Source organism: Rahnella sp. 1L-D-7-B-C2 (assembly GCF_057290995.1).
Genome location: NZ_JBXAVQ010000009.1, coordinates 142,868 through 159,950, shown reverse-complemented (window position 1 = coordinate 159,950; position 17,083 = coordinate 142,868). Strand labels below are relative to the sequence as shown.

Sequence of the window (17,083 nt, the reverse complement as noted above, 5' to 3'; positions counted from 1 at the left end):
CCAGTCCCCGCGATAGCTGAATTTTCCCCCCTTTATTCCCTTAAATATAAATTCAGCCAACACCCAGCTACTACGATCATAAGATTCAACACCACAGTGATGGCGAAGTAAGTTTTAAACGGCTGCTTTTGCGTTTTATGCCGAAACAGCTGCTGGCCGAAAATTGCGCCAATCCAGCCACCCACAAAACCAAATAGCAGTAAGGTAAATTCCGGTATTCTGTGTCTGGCTTTACTGGCGGCCCTTTTGTCTACACCGTATAAAGCCAGTGTGAGAAGGTTGATGATTAAAAACCACATCACAAACGGGTGAGGTAAGCATGCACTGCCAATTGCGGCCAATGCCAAAAGAAGATAACTAAACTGCTTAAAATTCATATAATTGCCCGAGTATCTACGCCTTCAGTCTGTACGATGAAATACGCCTTACCGTTCCCGTCAGGGTATCAAAGACTTCTATTTCAGATGTGACTATAACCATGCCCGCTTTTCTCAGTACCGACACATCGGCGGCGATACGCTGAATACTCAGCCAGAAAAGACCATCCAGCGCATTGATCTCCAAGCCGGCGGCCAGGGCTAACCGGAGACGCTCGCGGGGTTCTTTGGTCTGTTTGGCAATTTCCAGATAAGGTGCCGCCGTGGGGCCCGAAGGTTCTACCCGCTGAATGCGGTTTGAAAAGCGATAACGAAACGAGTCAGGGGCTTTGCTGAGATCGGTTGTCAGGCTGTAAACACAACCACGATTCTTGCCGTTAATCGTCACGGATTTCTGGTTAATAGATAGCTCTTCCCGCAGGCGGTCAATTAACTGGGGAGAGCGGATGAGCAACAGACGAAAAGGAAGTTCAAAGCTGGTGACGTAATCGACATTAAGCAGGGCAATTCGCAGGCGTTCTTCACTTCCAGCTTTTTGCTGCAAACATTCCCCGGCGACTTCCGCCCATTGACGGGTAATACGGGGCGACTCCCCGATGTCTGAAAAAACGTACTTTTCGATTTGATAATCAATGCGCTTCACCACAGCATTTCTCTCCGTTGCCCCGTACGCTCGCTGGCCAGTGTAACCACGGAACGTCTCAGCAGAAAGTGCATTATTATCTGATGTGGGGTGCCATCGTCTCCGCCGATAGCCATAAGTGTTACTGCAAAGATTATGAGCTCAGCAAGTGACCTGTTGCTGAGCGACATTTCTCAGGTCTGCCGCCGGTTCATCTCATTACAGCCGGATACGATCTGCTGTGTGATGAAGGTGAGGCGCTGTTAACCGCCAGGCTGAACAGGGCGTTAGTTGCAGCGCCCGGCGCTATCTTGGTGTGATCCACAGCTTCTTCCAGCCTGGAGGCATCAGCCCGGCGGCGCGCAATCTGATGCAGGATATCGCCGTCAACTCAGTACATCGGATAAGCCGTAATCTTTCTGGTTTTCGCCAGACCATTATTGGCCTTCTCACACAATTCAAACAGCGCAGGGATGAGGTGGGCTGAGGCCTTCAAATACCCACTAACCTGCGCGATGCCTTCCGGCGGCAGCGTCTCGCAGTTCTCCAGCCCTTCGCTCAGGCATAGCAATTCCTGGCACAGTCCTTCGGCGGATTCAGTGGCCAGCGCACCGAGATCGTAAAGTTGCGCTTCAGCGAAGTTGCCCAAATCCAGCTCGGCAATGAGTGAGCGGAATACGGTGATGGAGTTGGCGGTAAAAGCGGTGTTGTCTGTATCAGTCATGATGATCATTCCATTGTCAGTGAGTTGAAATCCCATTTCCGGCAGGGATGTTGCCGCTGCGAAGTGACTCTATCCCTGTTGATGCACCAAAGAAATAACCTGTATGTATTTACAGTATTTTGTTGTGAAAAATGGAAGGTATCTCGCAAAATTTGTGTAGGGAGTGAGCTTTACCCAATGTCAGCGCGAACGGGAAGGGGGAAACTATGAATGGAAAGTATGTAGATAAAGCGTCATTAAGCCAGCGCGCCTGCGCTCGCTTGTATTTACAACAATCTGTGATTAATGCGCCAGCGCCTGATTCAGCACTTCCAGCAGTTCACAAAGAATATAGCTCAGCAGGTCTTTCGCCTGCGGATTATCAAGCGTCACAATCGCATAAGACAGTGCACGGCAGTGATCGACGATCTCTTCCAGTTCCAGCGGGGTATTGTCGTAAATGTGACGACAAACTCGACATCACTTTATAAGTTCATCATCTTAAGGATTAATTTTACAGTCAGTGTGATCTAACCATCCAAACTCCAAATGCATTAGTTGTGTGAACCCACGATCGCCTTATACTTCAAACCTATTGATTCAAGTAACGGGTATCGATAGATGATGGACCAAGAGATGTGCGTCGTTCTTGCAGAGAACGATGTTTCGAAGTGGGACGATGAAACTGGGGTTCGATATCATTTCCCCAAAATGTACAGAAGACATATCAAAGCAGGAATGCGTTTTGTGTACTACAAAGGAAAGTTGAAGTCTGAGAATCGGCAATATTCTTCAAAACGTTTATCCGATTCGCCACATTACTTTGGTATTGGGCGCATTAAAGAAATTACACCGGATGAAAATGGTCATCTCTATGCCACTTTGATCGATTTTCAAAAATTCGATCATGCTGTCATCGCCAAGAAGGATGTTGGATATTACGAAAACATCCCAGAACAACAAAAATCAAACTATTGGCGGCCGAGTGTTCGTCCTATTTCCAAAGAGGTCTTCGCAGATATCGCCGTGGCTGCAGCAACATCAGAACCACTTCTGATCATTAGTGATATCAAAAATGAAGATGTTCATATTGAAAAGGAAACTGACGAAGAATCCTTGGTCTCTTATGAGGAAGGGAAGAAATCCTCTAAGTTTGTCACGATTTATGAGAGAGACCAAAATCTAAAAAAACTGGCCAAAAGCCTTCATGGGACTACCTGTTTTGCCTGCGGTTTTAATTTTGGTGATTTTTACGGTGAGTATGCGAAAGACTTTATCCATATTCATCACGTTGTACCGGTATCCGAGTTTGGCGGTTCAAAGAATGTTAATCCTAAAACCGATCTCGTTCCCGTATGTGCCAACTGTCACGGAGTCATTCATCGTAAAAAAGACCGGACACTGACAATCGAAGATCTAAAAATCATGATTGCTACCAATAAATAAACTCTTTGATTAGATTGTTTCAGATGGCTATAAAGCTTCAATAATCCAATCCCCGAAGGTGAAAATAGGCAGAAGAGTAAAGCGTCAGCGCCATGGATGGCGCGGTTCGAGCCATCAGGGATGATTTTACGGCGTCTTTACGATCTGCCTGTTTTCACCGCGGCTGACATCTCTGCGCCTCCGCCCTAAAACATCTCCCCCAAATTCAACTGTCCCATCAGCAACGCATTATCACTGTAGTCCACCGGTACGGCGACGACGGCGGGGCCTTGTACGTCCATGGCGGCGCGCAGGGTGCTTTCCAGCGTGTCGGCGGAGGTGACGGCAAAACCTTTCGCGCCGAAGGCGTCGGCGTAGGCTTTGAAATCTATCGGGCCGAACTGGATGCCGGAGGTGCGTTGGTATTTTTTCTGTTCCTGAATCGCCACCATGTTGTAGGCCTCATCGACCCAGATGATATGCAGCAGATTCACCCCGAGGCGGACGGCGGTTTCCAGCTCCATGCTCGATTGCATAAATCCGCCGTCGCCGGAAACTGACACCACTTTGCGGCCAGGATCGACCAGCGCCGCGCCAATCGCCCACGGCAGGGCGACGCCCATGGTCTGCTGGCCGTTGGAAATCAGCACCTGACGCGCGCGGAAGCTGTAAAGGTAGCGGGCGATCCAGATGTGGAAACTGCCCATATCGACGCAAAGCGTGACGTCGCTGTTGACGATATCCTGCATCGCGCGCACCAGGCGCAGCGGGTGGATCGCAAACTGGTTCAGGCTGCGGCCTTTCTGGTCTAACAGCGCGCGCTGCTGGCGGCGGTCTTCCAGAATATCGATCGACGCCGGGCTGAGATCGATACGCTGGTGAATTTGTTCGGTCAGCAAATCCAGCGTATCGGCGATGTCGCCCACCAGCTCGACGTCCGGCAGATAGTCACTGTCGGTCTCGGCGGGTACCACGTCGATGTGAACCAGCTCGGCGTTGTCGTTACTCCACTGCGCCGGTTCGTACTCGACCGGGCTGTAACCGATGGTGATCACCAGATCGGCGTTGCGCAGCAGGCGGTCACCGGCCTGATTGTTGAACAGACCGACGCGGCCGGCGAAACGGTGGAATGACGCCTGGTCGATAACCCCTGCGGCCTGATAGGTGCTGGTGACCGGCAGATCGCTTTTATGCAGCAACCGGCGGATGGCCTCGGCGTTACGCGGCTGGCTGGCCATCAGGCCGAGCAACAGCACCGGATTTTTGGCCTGCTGCAAAAGGCGCGCGACCTGCAAGATGGCATCGTGCGGCGCGCTGCCCAGTACCGGCGCCTGTGAGGTCAGGAGTTTACCGCTAGCCGGTTCGTTGACGATGTCCATTGGCAGGCTGATGAAGGCCGCACCGGGGCGACCAAACTCGGCGGCGCGAAAGCCGTTTGCCAGCACTTCGGCCAGCGCCGAAGGGGAGGTGACTTCGGCGGAATACTTGGTGACCGGGCGGAACATCGCCACGGTGTCCATGGTCTGGTGAACCTGTTTCACATGATCTGCGCGTTTCACCGCGCCGCCGAGGGCCACCAGCGGATCGCCTTCTGAAGTCGCGGTGGCGACACCGGTGATCAGGTTCGAACAACCGGGGCCGGAGGTGACCAGCGCGACGCCCGCTTTGCCGGTCAGGCGGCCGACGGCTCCGGCCATAAAGGCGGCGTTGGCTTCGTGGCGCACCGGGACCAGCGTGATAGTGGAGTCGAGCAGGGAGTCGAAAACGCGGTCGATTTTGGCGCCGGGAATGCCGAAGACGTGTTTAACGCCCTGCGCTTCAAGCTGTGCGACCACCAGATCTGCACCGCAGTTCCATTCGGTTTTACTGTCTGAATTTTTCATGTTGTCACTCCTTCGCGATGTACGGTGATTAGCTTTCAACAGACTGGATGGCGTCGTTCAAATCGTCCGGGCATAAATTGGCGTGCAGGAAATCGCTGTCCTGCGGGAAGTCGATCAGCAGTTTTTCGACCGAGCCAAACGTCAGCGTGCCGCTCTCGACCTGATAATCCAGCACGTGCCCGCCGCTGCTGCGTTCCTGATTAATAAAGTGTTCGTGATATCCCGCGACGTTGATGCCCTGCATATACGCCGGGGTCAGAAAGCCAATCAGCACGCCCTGACTGTGTTCGATGTGGTAGGTCGGTTGGGCTTCGATGGCTTCGAGCATCGGTTTATAAGGGCGGTGTTGTTCGGGCACTGTGCGGGTCTCGACGCGGCTGAACGTCCCGTCGATGCGCAGCGCGCAGAAAGTGTTCTGGCTGGCGACTACGTTGTCGATCACCTTATGGATCTGCTCGCGGCTGTGCGGGCGATCGATGCGGTATTCATTTGTAGGATTGAAAAATGTCATCACGGCGAACGGCGTTTTTTGATCCGGGCTGGCGCGTCGTGCGGTGCCGTCGCCGCGCAGCTGGAAGATGTTGTTGTTGAACGCAATCAGCTCGCCGTCGAGATGATTAAAGGTGCCGAGACCGAAATCACCGTGTTTGAGCAGATCGGCCATGGTGGTCTCACCTTCGTACACGCCGCTCAGCAGGGCGCTCATCAGCGAAGATTGATAGAGCACGCGCTCAGGATGCTGTTGCTTAAACGCCGTGGCCGTACGGGCGATATCGGCGACGCAGGAACAGGAATCAGAATGGTTTTTCATGCAGAGCTCCGCAGTGGAATGGTTAACTTAGCTAACTAAAGGTTGACGCCATTCCGCCCGGAGTTCCAATATGAGGAGGTGTTCACTTTGAGACGTTTTTGATATGGAACTTCGTCATCTGCGCTATTTTGTCGCGGTGGCAGAGACGGGACACTTCACCCGTGCTGCCGAACAACTGGGCATCTCCCAGCCTCCTCTTAGCCAGCAAATACAGCGGCTTGAACATGAAATCGGAACCCCTTTACTCAAACGCCTGACCCGCGGCGTCGAGCTGACCGAAGCCGGAAAAGTGCTGTACGACGACGCACTGAACATCATCAAACTCACCGATGCCGCCCTCGAGCGTACCCGTGCGGTGGCGCGTGGCATGAACGGCACGCTGCGCATCGGCTTTGCGAACTCGACCGCATTTAACCCGCAAGTATTTGCCCTGCTGCACCGCTTTCGGGATAAATATCCGGGCATGGTGATGGAGCCGCAGGAAAAGGATATGGCCGGGCTGATGACGGCGCTGGGCGAAGGTGTACTCGACGTGGCGTTTATCCGCCTGCCGTGCGAGCGCAGCAAAGCGTTCAGTTTTAAGGTGATGGATATCGAAGAAATGATGGTGGCACTGCCGAAAACACATCCGCTCAGTCAGGGTAAAGATGTCAGGCTGGCAGCGCTGCGGCATGATAATCTGATTACCTTCCCGCGCGACTTATCGCCGGGGCTGTACGATGCCGTCACTCAGGCCTGCGAAGAGGCCGGGTTCTCGCCGCGCTTCGGTCAGCAGTGTCCGCAAATTACGTCCTCGCTGAGCATGGTGGCGACAGGTTTTGGCTACGCGCTGGTGCCTGCTTCATTGAGTAAGATTGATGAGAATAATGTGCGCTGTCTGCCCCTTGCCGGGCAAACACTGACGACGCAAATCGCCCTGGCCTGGCGTCGCACGGATAACTGCAAGGCCGCGCTGCATCTAGTGGGGTTGTTATAAAAGGGGCGAAAAGTGTTTTATCACCCCACATTCATCACATGACGCTATCTATACGACAATAATCACAGACACACGGCGATTCTGCGCGCGGCCTTCCTGTGTTTTATTGCTGGCAACCGGCTGGCTCTGGCCTAATCCACGGGTGTGAATATTGGCGCGTGGCATGCCTGCCTTCGCAAAGGCGTCGGCGACGGTATTGGCGCGGCGTAATGAAAGATCGTTGTTGTAGCTGGCGTCGCCGTAGTTATCGGTATGGCCGTCGAGGTTCACTTTGGTCAGGCCGACGTGCATCAGCTCGTTCGCCAGTTTTTCCACGGTCTGTTCACTTTCAGGTGACAGTCTGGCCTGATTGTTCCCGAACAGTACTTTCGCATCCAGGCCCAGTTCCCAGCCGGAAGCAGTCTGGGTGAAGCCATTTTTTTGCAGCACGGCGATCTGTTCCGGGGTCAGTCCGGCGGGTTTGGTCTGACAGGCGGCCAGCAGTAAAATGCACAGTCCCATCGCGGCGAACTGGTACCAGGTTTTAAACGTTTTATACGGATGCATCGGGGTAAACTCCATTTAGTCTTTCGTCACGACGGTCAGCGGCATACCGGTTGAGACATGCCAGCAACTGCCGGATATTTTTTTCGAGCGGTACATAGCCTCATCGGCCTTTTCCAGTAACTCTTTAGCGCTGTTTGCCTGTGAAGGCGACAGCGCGATACCAATACTCAGTGAAACATCCAGCGTTTTGTTGTTGAGTAATATCACCGGCGTTTTCATGATCTCGACAATGCGTTCGGCAAAGGCCACCGACTCCGCCGTAGAGATCATCGGATCGAGCAGAATGGCGAACTCATCGCCGCCAAGGCGCGCCAGCACGTCGCCTTCACGCAGGATTTTCGACAGCCGTTCGCCAATCACCATCAGTACGCGGTCACCCGCGGCATGGCCCAGCGAGTCGTTAATCTCTTTAAAGTTATCGACATCAATAAACAGCAGCGCCAGTGACAGCGGCGGACGCATCGGATTGAAACACTGATTCAGGGTATCTATAAAGAACGCGCGATTATGCAAACCCGTCAGGCCGTCGTGCAACGCCTTTTTGGTCAGCGAAACGTTCTCGTTTTTCATGTGATTTTCCCAGGCCTCCAGCTCGGTCAGCAGGCTGTTGAAGTCCTGACTGAGCGTGTGCAGCTCGGCAATCGGCGCGGAAGGCACGCGCAAAGTGAACGAACGGTTAGCGCTCACTTCATGCGTCACGCGTGTAATATGGCCGAGTGCGTCGACGATGCCTTTTTGCATCCTTCGGGAGAAATAGAGCGCGACCAGCGCAGTCAGCACCAGACAGCCGAGCAGGCTGAGCACCGTTTCCAGCAGGAAGCCAAGCAGGCTGGTGCCGTTACCGGTGAGCCATACGGTACCTATCACTGAACCGGAGTGGATCACCGGCAGCGTGACCGGATCGGGGAAGGCGAGATGGCCGACGAACTGCCCGAGTTTGTCCCAGTTGCCTTCTACCGGACGCTGCCATTCTGCGAAGGTGTTACCCGCCGGGGTCAGAATTTTAGCCTGCGCGAAATCGCCACGGCCGGCGATAAACACCAGCGAATCGTGCGCGGCGGAGGCGTCGTTGAACACCAGCGCGGCTTCGGTGGTGTAACTGATCGCCCGCGCGGTGAGTTGTAGATTGCTTTCTGCGTGTGAACGCAGTGCCAGCAGTGCCAGCATTGTCAGCAAAAATCCCGCCAGTCCGATCGCCGTCAAAATCACAATCACATGGATGCGGTTCAGCGCAGCGCCCAGCGTCTTGCGCTGGCGTGGCTGTTCTACGTCAGGAACAGGAATATTATTTTCCATGGTCACTCCTTTTCCCTGGCAAGTTGTAATACGGCGGGATTTACCCGCACGCCGCTGCGTGACAGCGTATCCAGATTTAATTTGAATCCGGTATGTTGGGCGGTGATCACCAGACAAAATGCATTGAGCAATGCACAGGCGTCATCCTGTTCTCCAATAGTCAGAACTGCATGGCCGTCCAGCCGCTGATGTAAATCGGCCTGCTGCTCCGGCGTGGTGTTACCCGAGTAAATGGCGTCACACTGCGTCGCCAGCATCGGGCTGTCGAAAGGGTAAGTCATCACGTTGAGCGGCCTGCCGGAGAAGGCACTGCCGTCGGGCGTGAGTTGCGCAGCATATTTCACTGGCGGAATGATGCACAGCCGCAGCGCGGTGGAAGTGGCTTGCCCCGGCGGCCAGCGGGAATAACTGAGGATGCCGTTGACGGTTTGGGCAACGCTCGAATCTGGCGCCATATCATTATAAGTTTGCGCGGCGCTTGGGGTCAGCGGGGCTATCAGCAGAAGCATGAGCATGGCAAAGCCGTACGCAGCCCGAAATAACGAGCGGGTGTGCGTCTTCACTGACAGGCAAAAAGAATGTCGGGCTTTTCCCATTGGCTCGCTCTGCGTTTCATCCGGTTGAAATTGTTTCACCGGCATAAGAATAACTTTATCGGCAATAGTTCTGAAAGCGTCAGTAAAAAATTTTTCCCCTTGTTGCAGCACAAATTTGTGGCGTTTTGTTGACACGGATCCAGGCTCTGCGCGGGAAACTGAAGAAGTATTAATGTAATAAGAATTCGCGCTGTTGTTTTATTGAGCAACGAGTCTCGGGGCGGAAGTGGATAAAAAAACCAACCTGTTTGTATTTCGACCGTTAATTAAATAATAATCACGGGGATAACAATTTATTACTAAAGAATAATGTTACCGGTCTCTCTTTTTCATGAAATTAAATTAGTGAAAATGTTAATGGATTGGAATTTAAAGGAATATTAAGCGGCTATTTTAGGATATTCGTGACCATGATCTCAATCTCAGGCGGTTACCCAGATTTTTATGCTACGGATAGGTATCATGCCCGCATTAATGGTATGTTTTATCCGTCAGGATGGTTTTTTTGATGACGGGTGCAGTGAAAAAACATCAACCATTCTGGGGAATGAAATATTTTATAATTAAGTAATGAGGGATTATGGATAACACAACTATCGGAACGCTGTCTAAACAGTCAGTAAGTTCCTGGCGTAAAACTGACACCATGTGGATGTTAGGTCTGTACGGAACGGCAATTGGTGCAGGGGTTCTATTCTTACCTATTAATGCCGGTATTGGCGGGTTAATACCGTTAATTATTATGGCAATTCTCGCATTCCCAATGACGTTTTTCGCTCACCGCGGATTAACCCGATTTGTTTTATCCGGGAAAAATGCCGGTGAAGATATTACCGAAGTTGTAGAAGAACATTTTGGTATTTCCGCCGGTAAGTTAATTACTCTGCTTTATTTCTTCGCCATTTACCCGATTCTTCTGGTGTATAGCGTCGCGATTACTAACACCGTTGAGAGCTTTATTACTCACCAGATGCACATGACTGCGCCACCTCGCGCCATTCTTTCTCTGGTGCTGTTGCTAGGCTTAATGACGCTGGTGCATTTCGGTCAGGATCTGATCGTCAAAGCGATGAGTATTTTGGTCTTCCCGTTCGTCGCCGTATTAATGGCGCTGGCGCTGTACCTGATCCCAAACTGGAACACCACGGTCTTCGAAAATGTCTCTTTGTCCGGTAACGGCGTAGGGCACGGCATGCTGATGACCTTGTGGCTGGTTATTCCGGTAATGGTGTTCTCCTTCAACCACTCGCCAATTATCTCTTCTTTCGCGGTCGCGAAACGCAAAGAGTACGGCGACGACGCTGAGAAAAAATGCTCACGCATTCTGGCATTTAGCCACATCATGATGGTGCTGACGGTGATGTTCTTCGTCTTCAGCTGCGTCCTGAGCCTGTCTCCGGCAGACCTGATGGAAGCTAAAGCGCAGAACGTTTCTATTCTGTCTTATTTAGCTAACCATTTCTCTAACCCGGTTATTGAATATATCGCACCGTTTATTGCTTTTATCGCGATTACCAAATCTTTCCTCGGCCATTATCTTGGCGCGCGTGAAGGTTTCAACGGCATGGTGATTAAATCGCTGCGCAGCAAAGGGAAAACGATTCCATTACCTAAGCTGAACCGTTATACCGGTATTTTCATGTTAGTCACGGCCTGGGCGGTTGCTACTCTGAATCCAAGTATTCTGGGTATGATTGAAACCCTCGGTGGACCGATTATTGCGATGTTATTATTCCTGATGCCTATGTATGCCATTCGCAAAGTACCGGCGATGAGAAAATACAGCGGCCACATCAGTAATGTCTTCGTGGTAATTATGGGTCTGATTGCTATGTCAGCGATTGTATTCAGCCTGATCGGTTAATTAATAAAATATGTTAATACAGTGAGCGGAAAGAATTCGCTCACTGCTTTCTGCTACCTGTTTCTTATTCTTTCCCGTCATCCTATTCAGACATGGAGTCCACCGTGATCAGCGTCTTCGATATTTTCAAAATTGGTATTGGTCCTTCCAGTTCGCATACTGTTGGCCCGATGAAAGCCGGGAAAATATTTACTGATGAACTTATTTCTCTGGGTCATCTCGCACAGACCACCCGCGTGGTGGTAGACGTTTACGGGTCTTTATCGTTGACCGGTAAAGGTCACCATACCGATCTGGCCATTATTATGGGGCTGGCCGGCAATATGCCGGACGACGTTGATATCGATGCGATCCCGGCGTTTATCCGTCAGGTGGAAACCACCGGACGTCTGATGTTGGGCAAGGGCGCAAAAGAGGTGGATTTCCCGGCCGGTTCCGGCATGAATTTCCACACCAGCAATTTGCCGCTTCACGAAAATGGCATGTCGATCAGTGCCTTTAACGGCGACGAGCTGCTGTACACGCAAACCTATTATTCCATTGGCGGCGGCTTTATCGTCGAAGCCAGTAAATTCGGCCTGCAGGATGAAAATCCGGTAGTGCGTCCGTACCCGTTCCAGTCCGCCAGTGATTTGCAAAAGCATTGCATTGATACCGGCCTCTCGCTCTCGGCGCTGATGCTGCAAAACGAACTGGCGAGCCATTCCCGCGCACAAATCAGCGATCACTTCGCGGCAATCTGGAACGTGATGAGTGAAGGCATTACGCGCGGTATTCACACCGAAGGGCTGCTGCCCGGTCCGATGAAAATCAACCGCCGCGCCGCTGCGCTACGCCGCATTCTGGTGACGCAGGATAAAAATAACGTCGATCCGATGGGCGTCGTGGACTGGATCAACATGTACGCGATGGCGGTGAACGAAGAAAATGCCGCGGGCGGCCGCGTGGTTACCGCACCGACCAACGGCGCTTGCGGGATTATTCCTGCGGTGCTGACCTACTACGATCAGTTTATCCGCCCGATAAGCCCTGATTCATACAGCCGTTTCTTCCTTGCCTCCGGCGCGGTCGGCATTCTGTTTAAAATGAACGCCTCGATTTCCGGCGCAGAAGTCGGTTGTCAGGGCGAAGTTGGCGTCGCCTGTTCGATGGCGGCGGCGGGTCTGACCGAACTGCTGGGCGGCAGCACCGCGCAGGTGTTTATGGCAGCGGAAATCGCTATGGAACATCATCTCGGGCTGACCTGCGATCCGCTGGCCGGACAAGTTCAGGTGCCGTGCATCGAACGCAATGCGATCTCTGCCGTGAAAGCGGTGAACGCCTCGCGCATGGCATTGCGCCGCACCAGCGAACCGCGCGTGTGTCTCGATAAAGTCATCGAAACCATGTACGAAACCGGCAAAGATATGAACTCCAAGTATCGCGAAACGTCCACTGGCGGCCTGGCAATTAAAGTCCTCGCCTGTAACTGATTCTTTCCTCTTCATTTCCGAAAAGGCGGGAAACCGCCTTTCTCGTCTCCTTCCCGATTTTTCTCCTGTGCTATGTTTTGGTTATCAAAAAATTTATGTAGTCCCTCAAAACACCTGGAAAACAGTTAAAAGGAAACGTCCGGCATGTCTAAATTTTTCATGAATGACCGCAAGACTCTGATTAACGATGTTATCGAAGGGGTGATCCTGACCTCTCCCTACAAAAATCTGGCGAAGCTGGACGTCGATCCGGCGATCCGCGTCGTGGTGCGCCGCGACTGGGATAAGAAAAAAGTCGCCTTGATCTCCGGCGGCGGCTCCGGCCACGAACCGGCGCACGTCGGATTCGTCGGCAAAGGAATGCTGACCGCCGCGGTCTGCGGCGAAGTGTTTGCCTCGCCGAGCGTCGATGCAGTGCTGAACGCGATTGTGGCGGTGACCGGTAAAGCGGGCTGTCTGCTGATCGTCAAAAACTACACCGGCGACCGGCTGAATTTCGGGCTGGCGGCGGAGAAAGCCAAAGGCATGGGGTATGACGTCGAACTGGTGATGGTCTCAGACGATATCTCCCTGCCGGACAACAAACAGCCGCGCGGCATCGCCGGTACGGTGCTGGTGCACAAAATCGCCGGCTACGCCGCCGAGCAGGGAAAATCCCTGAAAGAGGTCACCAAAATCGCGCAGCAGGCGATTGATGCCACTGCCAGCATGGGCGTGGCGATGGCCGGTTGCAGCCTGCCGGGCGGCGGCGAAGATGAAGAAGAACAGCGTATCGAATCAGGCCATGTCGAGCTGGGTCTGGGCATTCACGGCGAGCCAGGCGTGTCGAAGATGAAAACCCAGAACAGCAAAAAAGTGGTGGATACGCTGGTCGAAAAGCTTCAGGCACATGTGAAGAAATCCGACAAACTGGCAGTGCTAATCAACAACCTCGGCGGTGTTTCTCCGCTGGAGATGAGCCAGCTGACCAAAGAAGTGGTGCATTCGGCGCTCGGCGGTTCGATCCGTTATCTGATAGGCCCCGCGTCGCTGGTCAGTGCGCTGGATATGAAAGGTTTCTCTCTGTCGGTAATTGCGCTCAAAGGCGGTATTGAAGAAGCGTTGCTGGCAGACGTTGAAGCGTCCGGCTGGCAGCCTCTGGTTAAATTGGAAAAACTGGCGACGAAGAAAGGCAAGAAAATCAGCGAGAAGAAAACCGCTAAAGCCTCTTCGAACGCGCAAGTCAGCAAAATTGTCGAAACTATTACCCAGACACTTTCCGAACTGGAAGATGAGCTGAACAAGCTCGATGCCAAAGTCGGCGACGGCGATACCGGTTCGACCTTTGCCACCGGCGCGCGCGATATTCAGAAACAGAACAAAGCCAAAAAACTGCCGCTCAATAATGTAGCGGATCTGCTTGGCGTGATCGGCGATCGTCTGGCGGTAGTGATGGGCGGATCGAGCGGCGTGCTGATGTCGATCTTCTTTACCGCTGCCGGTAAGAAATTCGAAGAAGGCGAAAAATTGCCGAAAGCGTTGCTGTTTGGTCTTGAACGCATGAAGCACTACGGCGGCGCCGATCTCGGCGATCGTACGATGATCGATGCGCTGCAACCGGCTCTGGAAGCGCTGGGCAAAAAAGATGCCCTGAAAGGCGCGGCCAAAGCAGCAGCCAAAGGCGCGAAAGACACGGCCAGCATGAAGAAAGCCAATGCCGGACGTTCGTCATACCTCAGCAGTGACAGCCTGAAAGGCGTGAAAGATCCGGGCGCCGTGGCGGTCGAAAAAGTCTTCGAGGCACTGGCGAAAAAATAGTGTTCGGATAACAACGCTTTGGTGAATAAACAAAAGGCCTGCGGGGAAACCGGCAGGCCTTTTTTTGTATATGTCGCAGAATTGATCTAAAACAGTTTTAGGTCATTTGCTCGCCCACCACTGAGGCCATACCCGTATAATTTGCGGCCAATTATTTGCCGCCGAACGAAGACCTTTTATGCCAATCAGCCTGATCCAACCCGAACGCACTCTGTTTTCTTACCCGCGTTACTGGGCCGAATGCTACGGTACTGCGCCGTTTTTCCCGATGACCCGCGAAGAAATGGATCAGCTCGGCTGGGACAGCTGTGATGTTATCGTGGTGACCGGTGATGCGTATGTCGATCACCCGAGTTTCGGCATGGCGATCGTTGGCCGCATGCTGGAAGCGCAGGGTTTTCGTGTCGGGATCATCGCGCAGCCGGACTGGAGCAACAAAGACGATTTTATGCGGCTGGGAAAACCGAATCTGTTCTACGGCGTGACCGCAGGAAACATGGATTCTATGATCAACCGCTACACTGCTGACCGCAAACTGCGCCACGACGATGCCTATACGCCAAACAACGTGGGCGGCAAGCGTCCGGATCGCGCCACGTTGGTCTATACGCAGCGCTGCAAAGAGGCGTTCAGCGATGTGCCGGTGCTGCTCGGTGGCATCGAAGCCAGCCTGCGCCGCATCGCGCATTACGATTACTGGTCAGATACCGTTCGCCGCTCGGTGCTGGTGGATTCCAAAGCTGACATGCTGATTTACGGCAACGGCGAGCGTCCGCTGGTGGAAGTCGCGCACCGTCTGGCGGCAGGCGAGGCCATTACCGATATTCACGACGTGCGTAATACCGCCGTGATGCGTAAAACGGCGCTGGTCGGCTGGAGCGGGGTGGATTCCACGCGGCTGGATAAACCGGGTCGCATCGAACCTATCATGAATCCGTACGGTGAAGATTTACTCTGTTCAGAAGGTGAACTGCCCGCGCCAGACGCGCCGCAGCCGGTGACCGTGCGTGCGCCGAAACCCAAGCCGTGGGAGAAAACGTACGTCCTGCTGCCGTCATTTGAAAAAGTGAAGGCCGACAAAGTGCTCTATGCGCACACCTCGCGGATTCTGCATCACGAAACCAACCCTGGCTGTGCGCGGGCATTGATGCAAAAACATGGCGATCGTTACGTGTGGATCAACCCGCCGGCGATCCCGTTATCCACCGAAGAGATGGACGAAGTGTTTGCGCTGCCGTTCCAGCGCGTGCCACATCCGTCTTACGGCAAGGCGACCATTCCGGCGTATGACATGATCCGTTTTTCGATCAATATCATGCGTGGCTGCTATGGCGGCTGTTCGTTTTGCTCGATCACTGAGCATGAAGGGCGGATCATTCAGAGCCGATCCGAAGAGTCGATCGTCCGTGAAATCGAAGAGATCCGCGATAATGTGCCGGGATTTACCGGGGTCATTTCCGATCTCGGCGGGCCGACCGCCAACATGTATATGCTGCGCTGCCAGTCGCCGAAAGCCGAGCAAAGCTGCCGCCGCGCCTCCTGCGTGTATCCGGAAATTTGTACGCACATGGACACCAACCATGAGCCAACCATCAATCTTTACCGCCGTACCCGCAGCCTGAAGGGCATCAAGAAAATCCTGATCGCATCGGGCGTGCGTTACGATCTGGCGGTGGAAGATCCACGCTATATCAAGGAGCTGGCTGAACATCACGTGGGTGGATATCTGAAGATCGCGCCGGAGCATACTGAAACCGGGCCGCTGTCGAAGATGATGAAACCGGGCATGGGCAGCTACGACCGCTTCAAGGAGCTGTTCGACAGCTATTCGAAACAGGCGGGTAAAGAACAGTACCTGATCCCGTATTTTATCTCTGCGCATCCGGGCACGCGCACCGAAGATATGATCAATCTGGCGCTGTGGCTGAAGCAGAACCGCTTCCGCCTTGATCAGGTACAGAATTTTTATCCGTCACCGCTCGCCAGCGCGACCACCATGTATTACAGCGGCAAAAATCCGCTCAACAAAGTGGATTACAAAAGCGAAGACGTCGTAGTGCCGAAGGGCGATCGTCAGCGCCGGTTGCACAAAGCGTTACTGCGTTATCACGATCCGGTGAACTGGCCGGTGATCCGCGAAGCGCTGACAGCCATGGGAATGCGTCGTCTGATCGGCGTTCGCCCGGATTGCCTGGTGCCGCCGGATGGTTTTGATCCGCGATTTGCTCCGCCGCGCTCGGGGATCGCACGGCCTGCGACTACCCGTTTTACGGCGTCGAAAGCACAGAATCCGGGAACGGGAAAAGGGAAACCAGAGGCGTCACGTGCGGGTAAAAAACCGGTCGCAGCCGGGAAACCGGACGCGCAGGGAAAAGGCGCAAATCGAAGCGTTAATCGAGGTAAAAGACCGGTTTAAGATCGCTGCTTATCGGGCTGTTATCGGCATTGGCAGGCATCACGTCTGCCATATGCTTCCACCACTGCTGGCAGATATCCGTTTTCGCCACCGCATCCCATCTCTCTTCTGATTCGATTTCGACATAGCCAAACAGCAAATTACGTTTTTCATCGAGAAAAATACTGTAGTGATGCGCGCCGTGGGCTTTCAGGGTTTCCGCCAGTTCCGGCCAGATCGGAGAATGCCGACGCTGATATTCAGCATGCGCATTCGGGTTGATCTGCATAACGAAGGATTTACGGATCATATTTGCTCCT

General features: G+C 53.2%; 15 protein-coding genes. 6 read left to right on the top strand and 9 right to left on the bottom strand.

Translation table 11 applies throughout. The annotated features are described in order from the left end of the window. Positions 1-32 precede the first annotated feature (32 nt). The 3 genes from AC0Z7K_RS15965 to AC0Z7K_RS15955 all read right to left on the bottom strand — a co-directional run bounded on the left by AC0Z7K_RS15965 (position 33) and on the right by AC0Z7K_RS15955 (position 1,723). The gene (locus AC0Z7K_RS15965) at positions 33-377 is read right to left on the bottom strand and encodes a DUF1294 domain-containing protein (protein WP_485615148.1); all 345 of its coding nucleotides are present in this window, start codon (positions 375-377) and stop codon (positions 33-35) included. A 16-nt stretch (positions 378-393) separates the two neighbouring features. Beyond that, complete coding sequence (locus AC0Z7K_RS15960) at positions 394-1,023, bottom strand: ECs1377 family protein (RefSeq protein WP_485615147.1); 630 nt, start codon at positions 1,021-1,023, stop codon at positions 394-396. A 367-nt stretch (positions 1,024-1,390) separates the two neighbouring features. Beyond that, positions 1,391-1,723, bottom strand: a complete 333-nt coding sequence (locus AC0Z7K_RS15955) for a hypothetical protein (RefSeq protein ID WP_485615146.1) — start codon at positions 1,721-1,723, stop codon at positions 1,391-1,393. Positions 1,724-2,323: 600 nt separating this feature from the next. On the opposite strand from AC0Z7K_RS15955, the gene AC0Z7K_RS15950 reads away from it, so the two are divergent. After that, entirely contained in the window at positions 2,324-3,148 is an 825-nt protein-coding gene (locus AC0Z7K_RS15950; RefSeq protein ID WP_485615145.1) for an HNH endonuclease, read from the top strand. A 185-nt stretch (positions 3,149-3,333) separates the two neighbouring features. Here AC0Z7K_RS15950 and alsS read toward each other — a convergent pair whose 3' ends face one another. After that, complete coding sequence (gene alsS, locus AC0Z7K_RS15945) at positions 3,334-5,010, bottom strand: acetolactate synthase AlsS (RefSeq protein ID WP_485615144.1); 1,677 nt, start codon at positions 5,008-5,010, stop codon at positions 3,334-3,336. Positions 5,011-5,038: 28 nt separating this feature from the next. After that, the gene (budA, locus tag AC0Z7K_RS15940; RefSeq protein WP_413527737.1) at positions 5,039-5,821 is read right to left on the bottom strand and encodes an acetolactate decarboxylase; all 783 of its coding nucleotides are present in this window, start codon (positions 5,819-5,821) and stop codon (positions 5,039-5,041) included. A 103-nt stretch (positions 5,822-5,924) separates the two neighbouring features. Here budA and AC0Z7K_RS15935 point away from each other — a divergent pair, with 103 nt between their 5' ends. Then, positions 5,925-6,797, top strand: a complete 873-nt coding sequence (locus AC0Z7K_RS15935) for a LysR family transcriptional regulator (protein WP_485615143.1) — start codon at positions 5,925-5,927, stop codon at positions 6,795-6,797. A 48-nt stretch (positions 6,798-6,845) separates the two neighbouring features. Here the strand turns inward: AC0Z7K_RS15935 and yfiB are convergent, their stop codons facing one another. From yfiB to yfiR, 3 genes are read right to left on the bottom strand one after another with little or no spacing between them, the layout of a single operon-like run. Further along, positions 6,846-7,343, bottom strand: a complete 498-nt coding sequence (yfiB, locus tag AC0Z7K_RS15930) for an outer membrane lipoprotein YfiB (protein ID WP_413527739.1) — start codon at positions 7,341-7,343, stop codon at positions 6,846-6,848. Between the two features lie 15 nt (positions 7,344-7,358). Then, positions 7,359-8,639: a diguanylate cyclase DgcN/YfiN gene (gene dgcN / locus AC0Z7K_RS15925; protein ID WP_485615142.1), complete on the bottom strand. Its 1,281-nt coding sequence runs from the start codon at positions 8,637-8,639 to the stop codon at positions 7,359-7,361. Between the two features lie 2 nt (positions 8,640-8,641). Continuing rightward, positions 8,642-9,154, bottom strand: coding sequence for a regulatory sequestration protein YfiR (gene yfiR, locus AC0Z7K_RS15920; protein ID WP_485615141.1), 513 nt, complete (start codon positions 9,152-9,154; stop codon positions 8,642-8,644). A 661-nt stretch (positions 9,155-9,815) separates the two neighbouring features. Here yfiR and AC0Z7K_RS15915 point away from each other — a divergent pair. The 4 genes from AC0Z7K_RS15915 (at position 9,816) to AC0Z7K_RS15900 (ending at position 16,784) form a co-directional block, all read left to right on the top strand. Beyond that, positions 9,816-11,099 carry an HAAAP family serine/threonine permease gene (locus AC0Z7K_RS15915; RefSeq protein WP_413527742.1) on the top strand — a complete coding sequence of 428 codons (1,284 nt, stop codon included), beginning with the start codon at positions 9,816-9,818 and terminating at the stop codon, positions 11,097-11,099. Positions 11,100-11,203: 104 nt separating this feature from the next. Then, the gene (locus tag AC0Z7K_RS15910) at positions 11,204-12,571 is read left to right on the top strand and encodes an L-serine ammonia-lyase (protein ID WP_413527743.1); all 1,368 of its coding nucleotides are present in this window, start codon (positions 11,204-11,206) and stop codon (positions 12,569-12,571) included. 144 nt (positions 12,572-12,715) lie between these two features. After that, complete coding sequence (locus AC0Z7K_RS15905; RefSeq protein ID WP_485615140.1) at positions 12,716-14,368, top strand: glycerone kinase; 1,653 nt, start codon at positions 12,716-12,718, stop codon at positions 14,366-14,368. 178 nt (positions 14,369-14,546) lie between these two features. Next, the gene (locus tag AC0Z7K_RS15900) at positions 14,547-16,784 is read left to right on the top strand and encodes a YgiQ family radical SAM protein (RefSeq protein ID WP_485615139.1); all 2,238 of its coding nucleotides are present in this window, start codon (positions 14,547-14,549) and stop codon (positions 16,782-16,784) included. On the opposite strand, the gene rhaM is transcribed toward AC0Z7K_RS15900, so the two are convergent. Then, positions 16,759-17,073: an L-rhamnose mutarotase gene (gene rhaM, locus AC0Z7K_RS15895; protein ID WP_112168361.1), complete on the bottom strand. Its 315-nt coding sequence runs from the start codon at positions 17,071-17,073 to the stop codon at positions 16,759-16,761. The two genes, AC0Z7K_RS15900 and rhaM, sit on opposite strands and share 26 nt — an antisense overlap. Positions 17,074-17,083 lie beyond the last annotated feature (10 nt).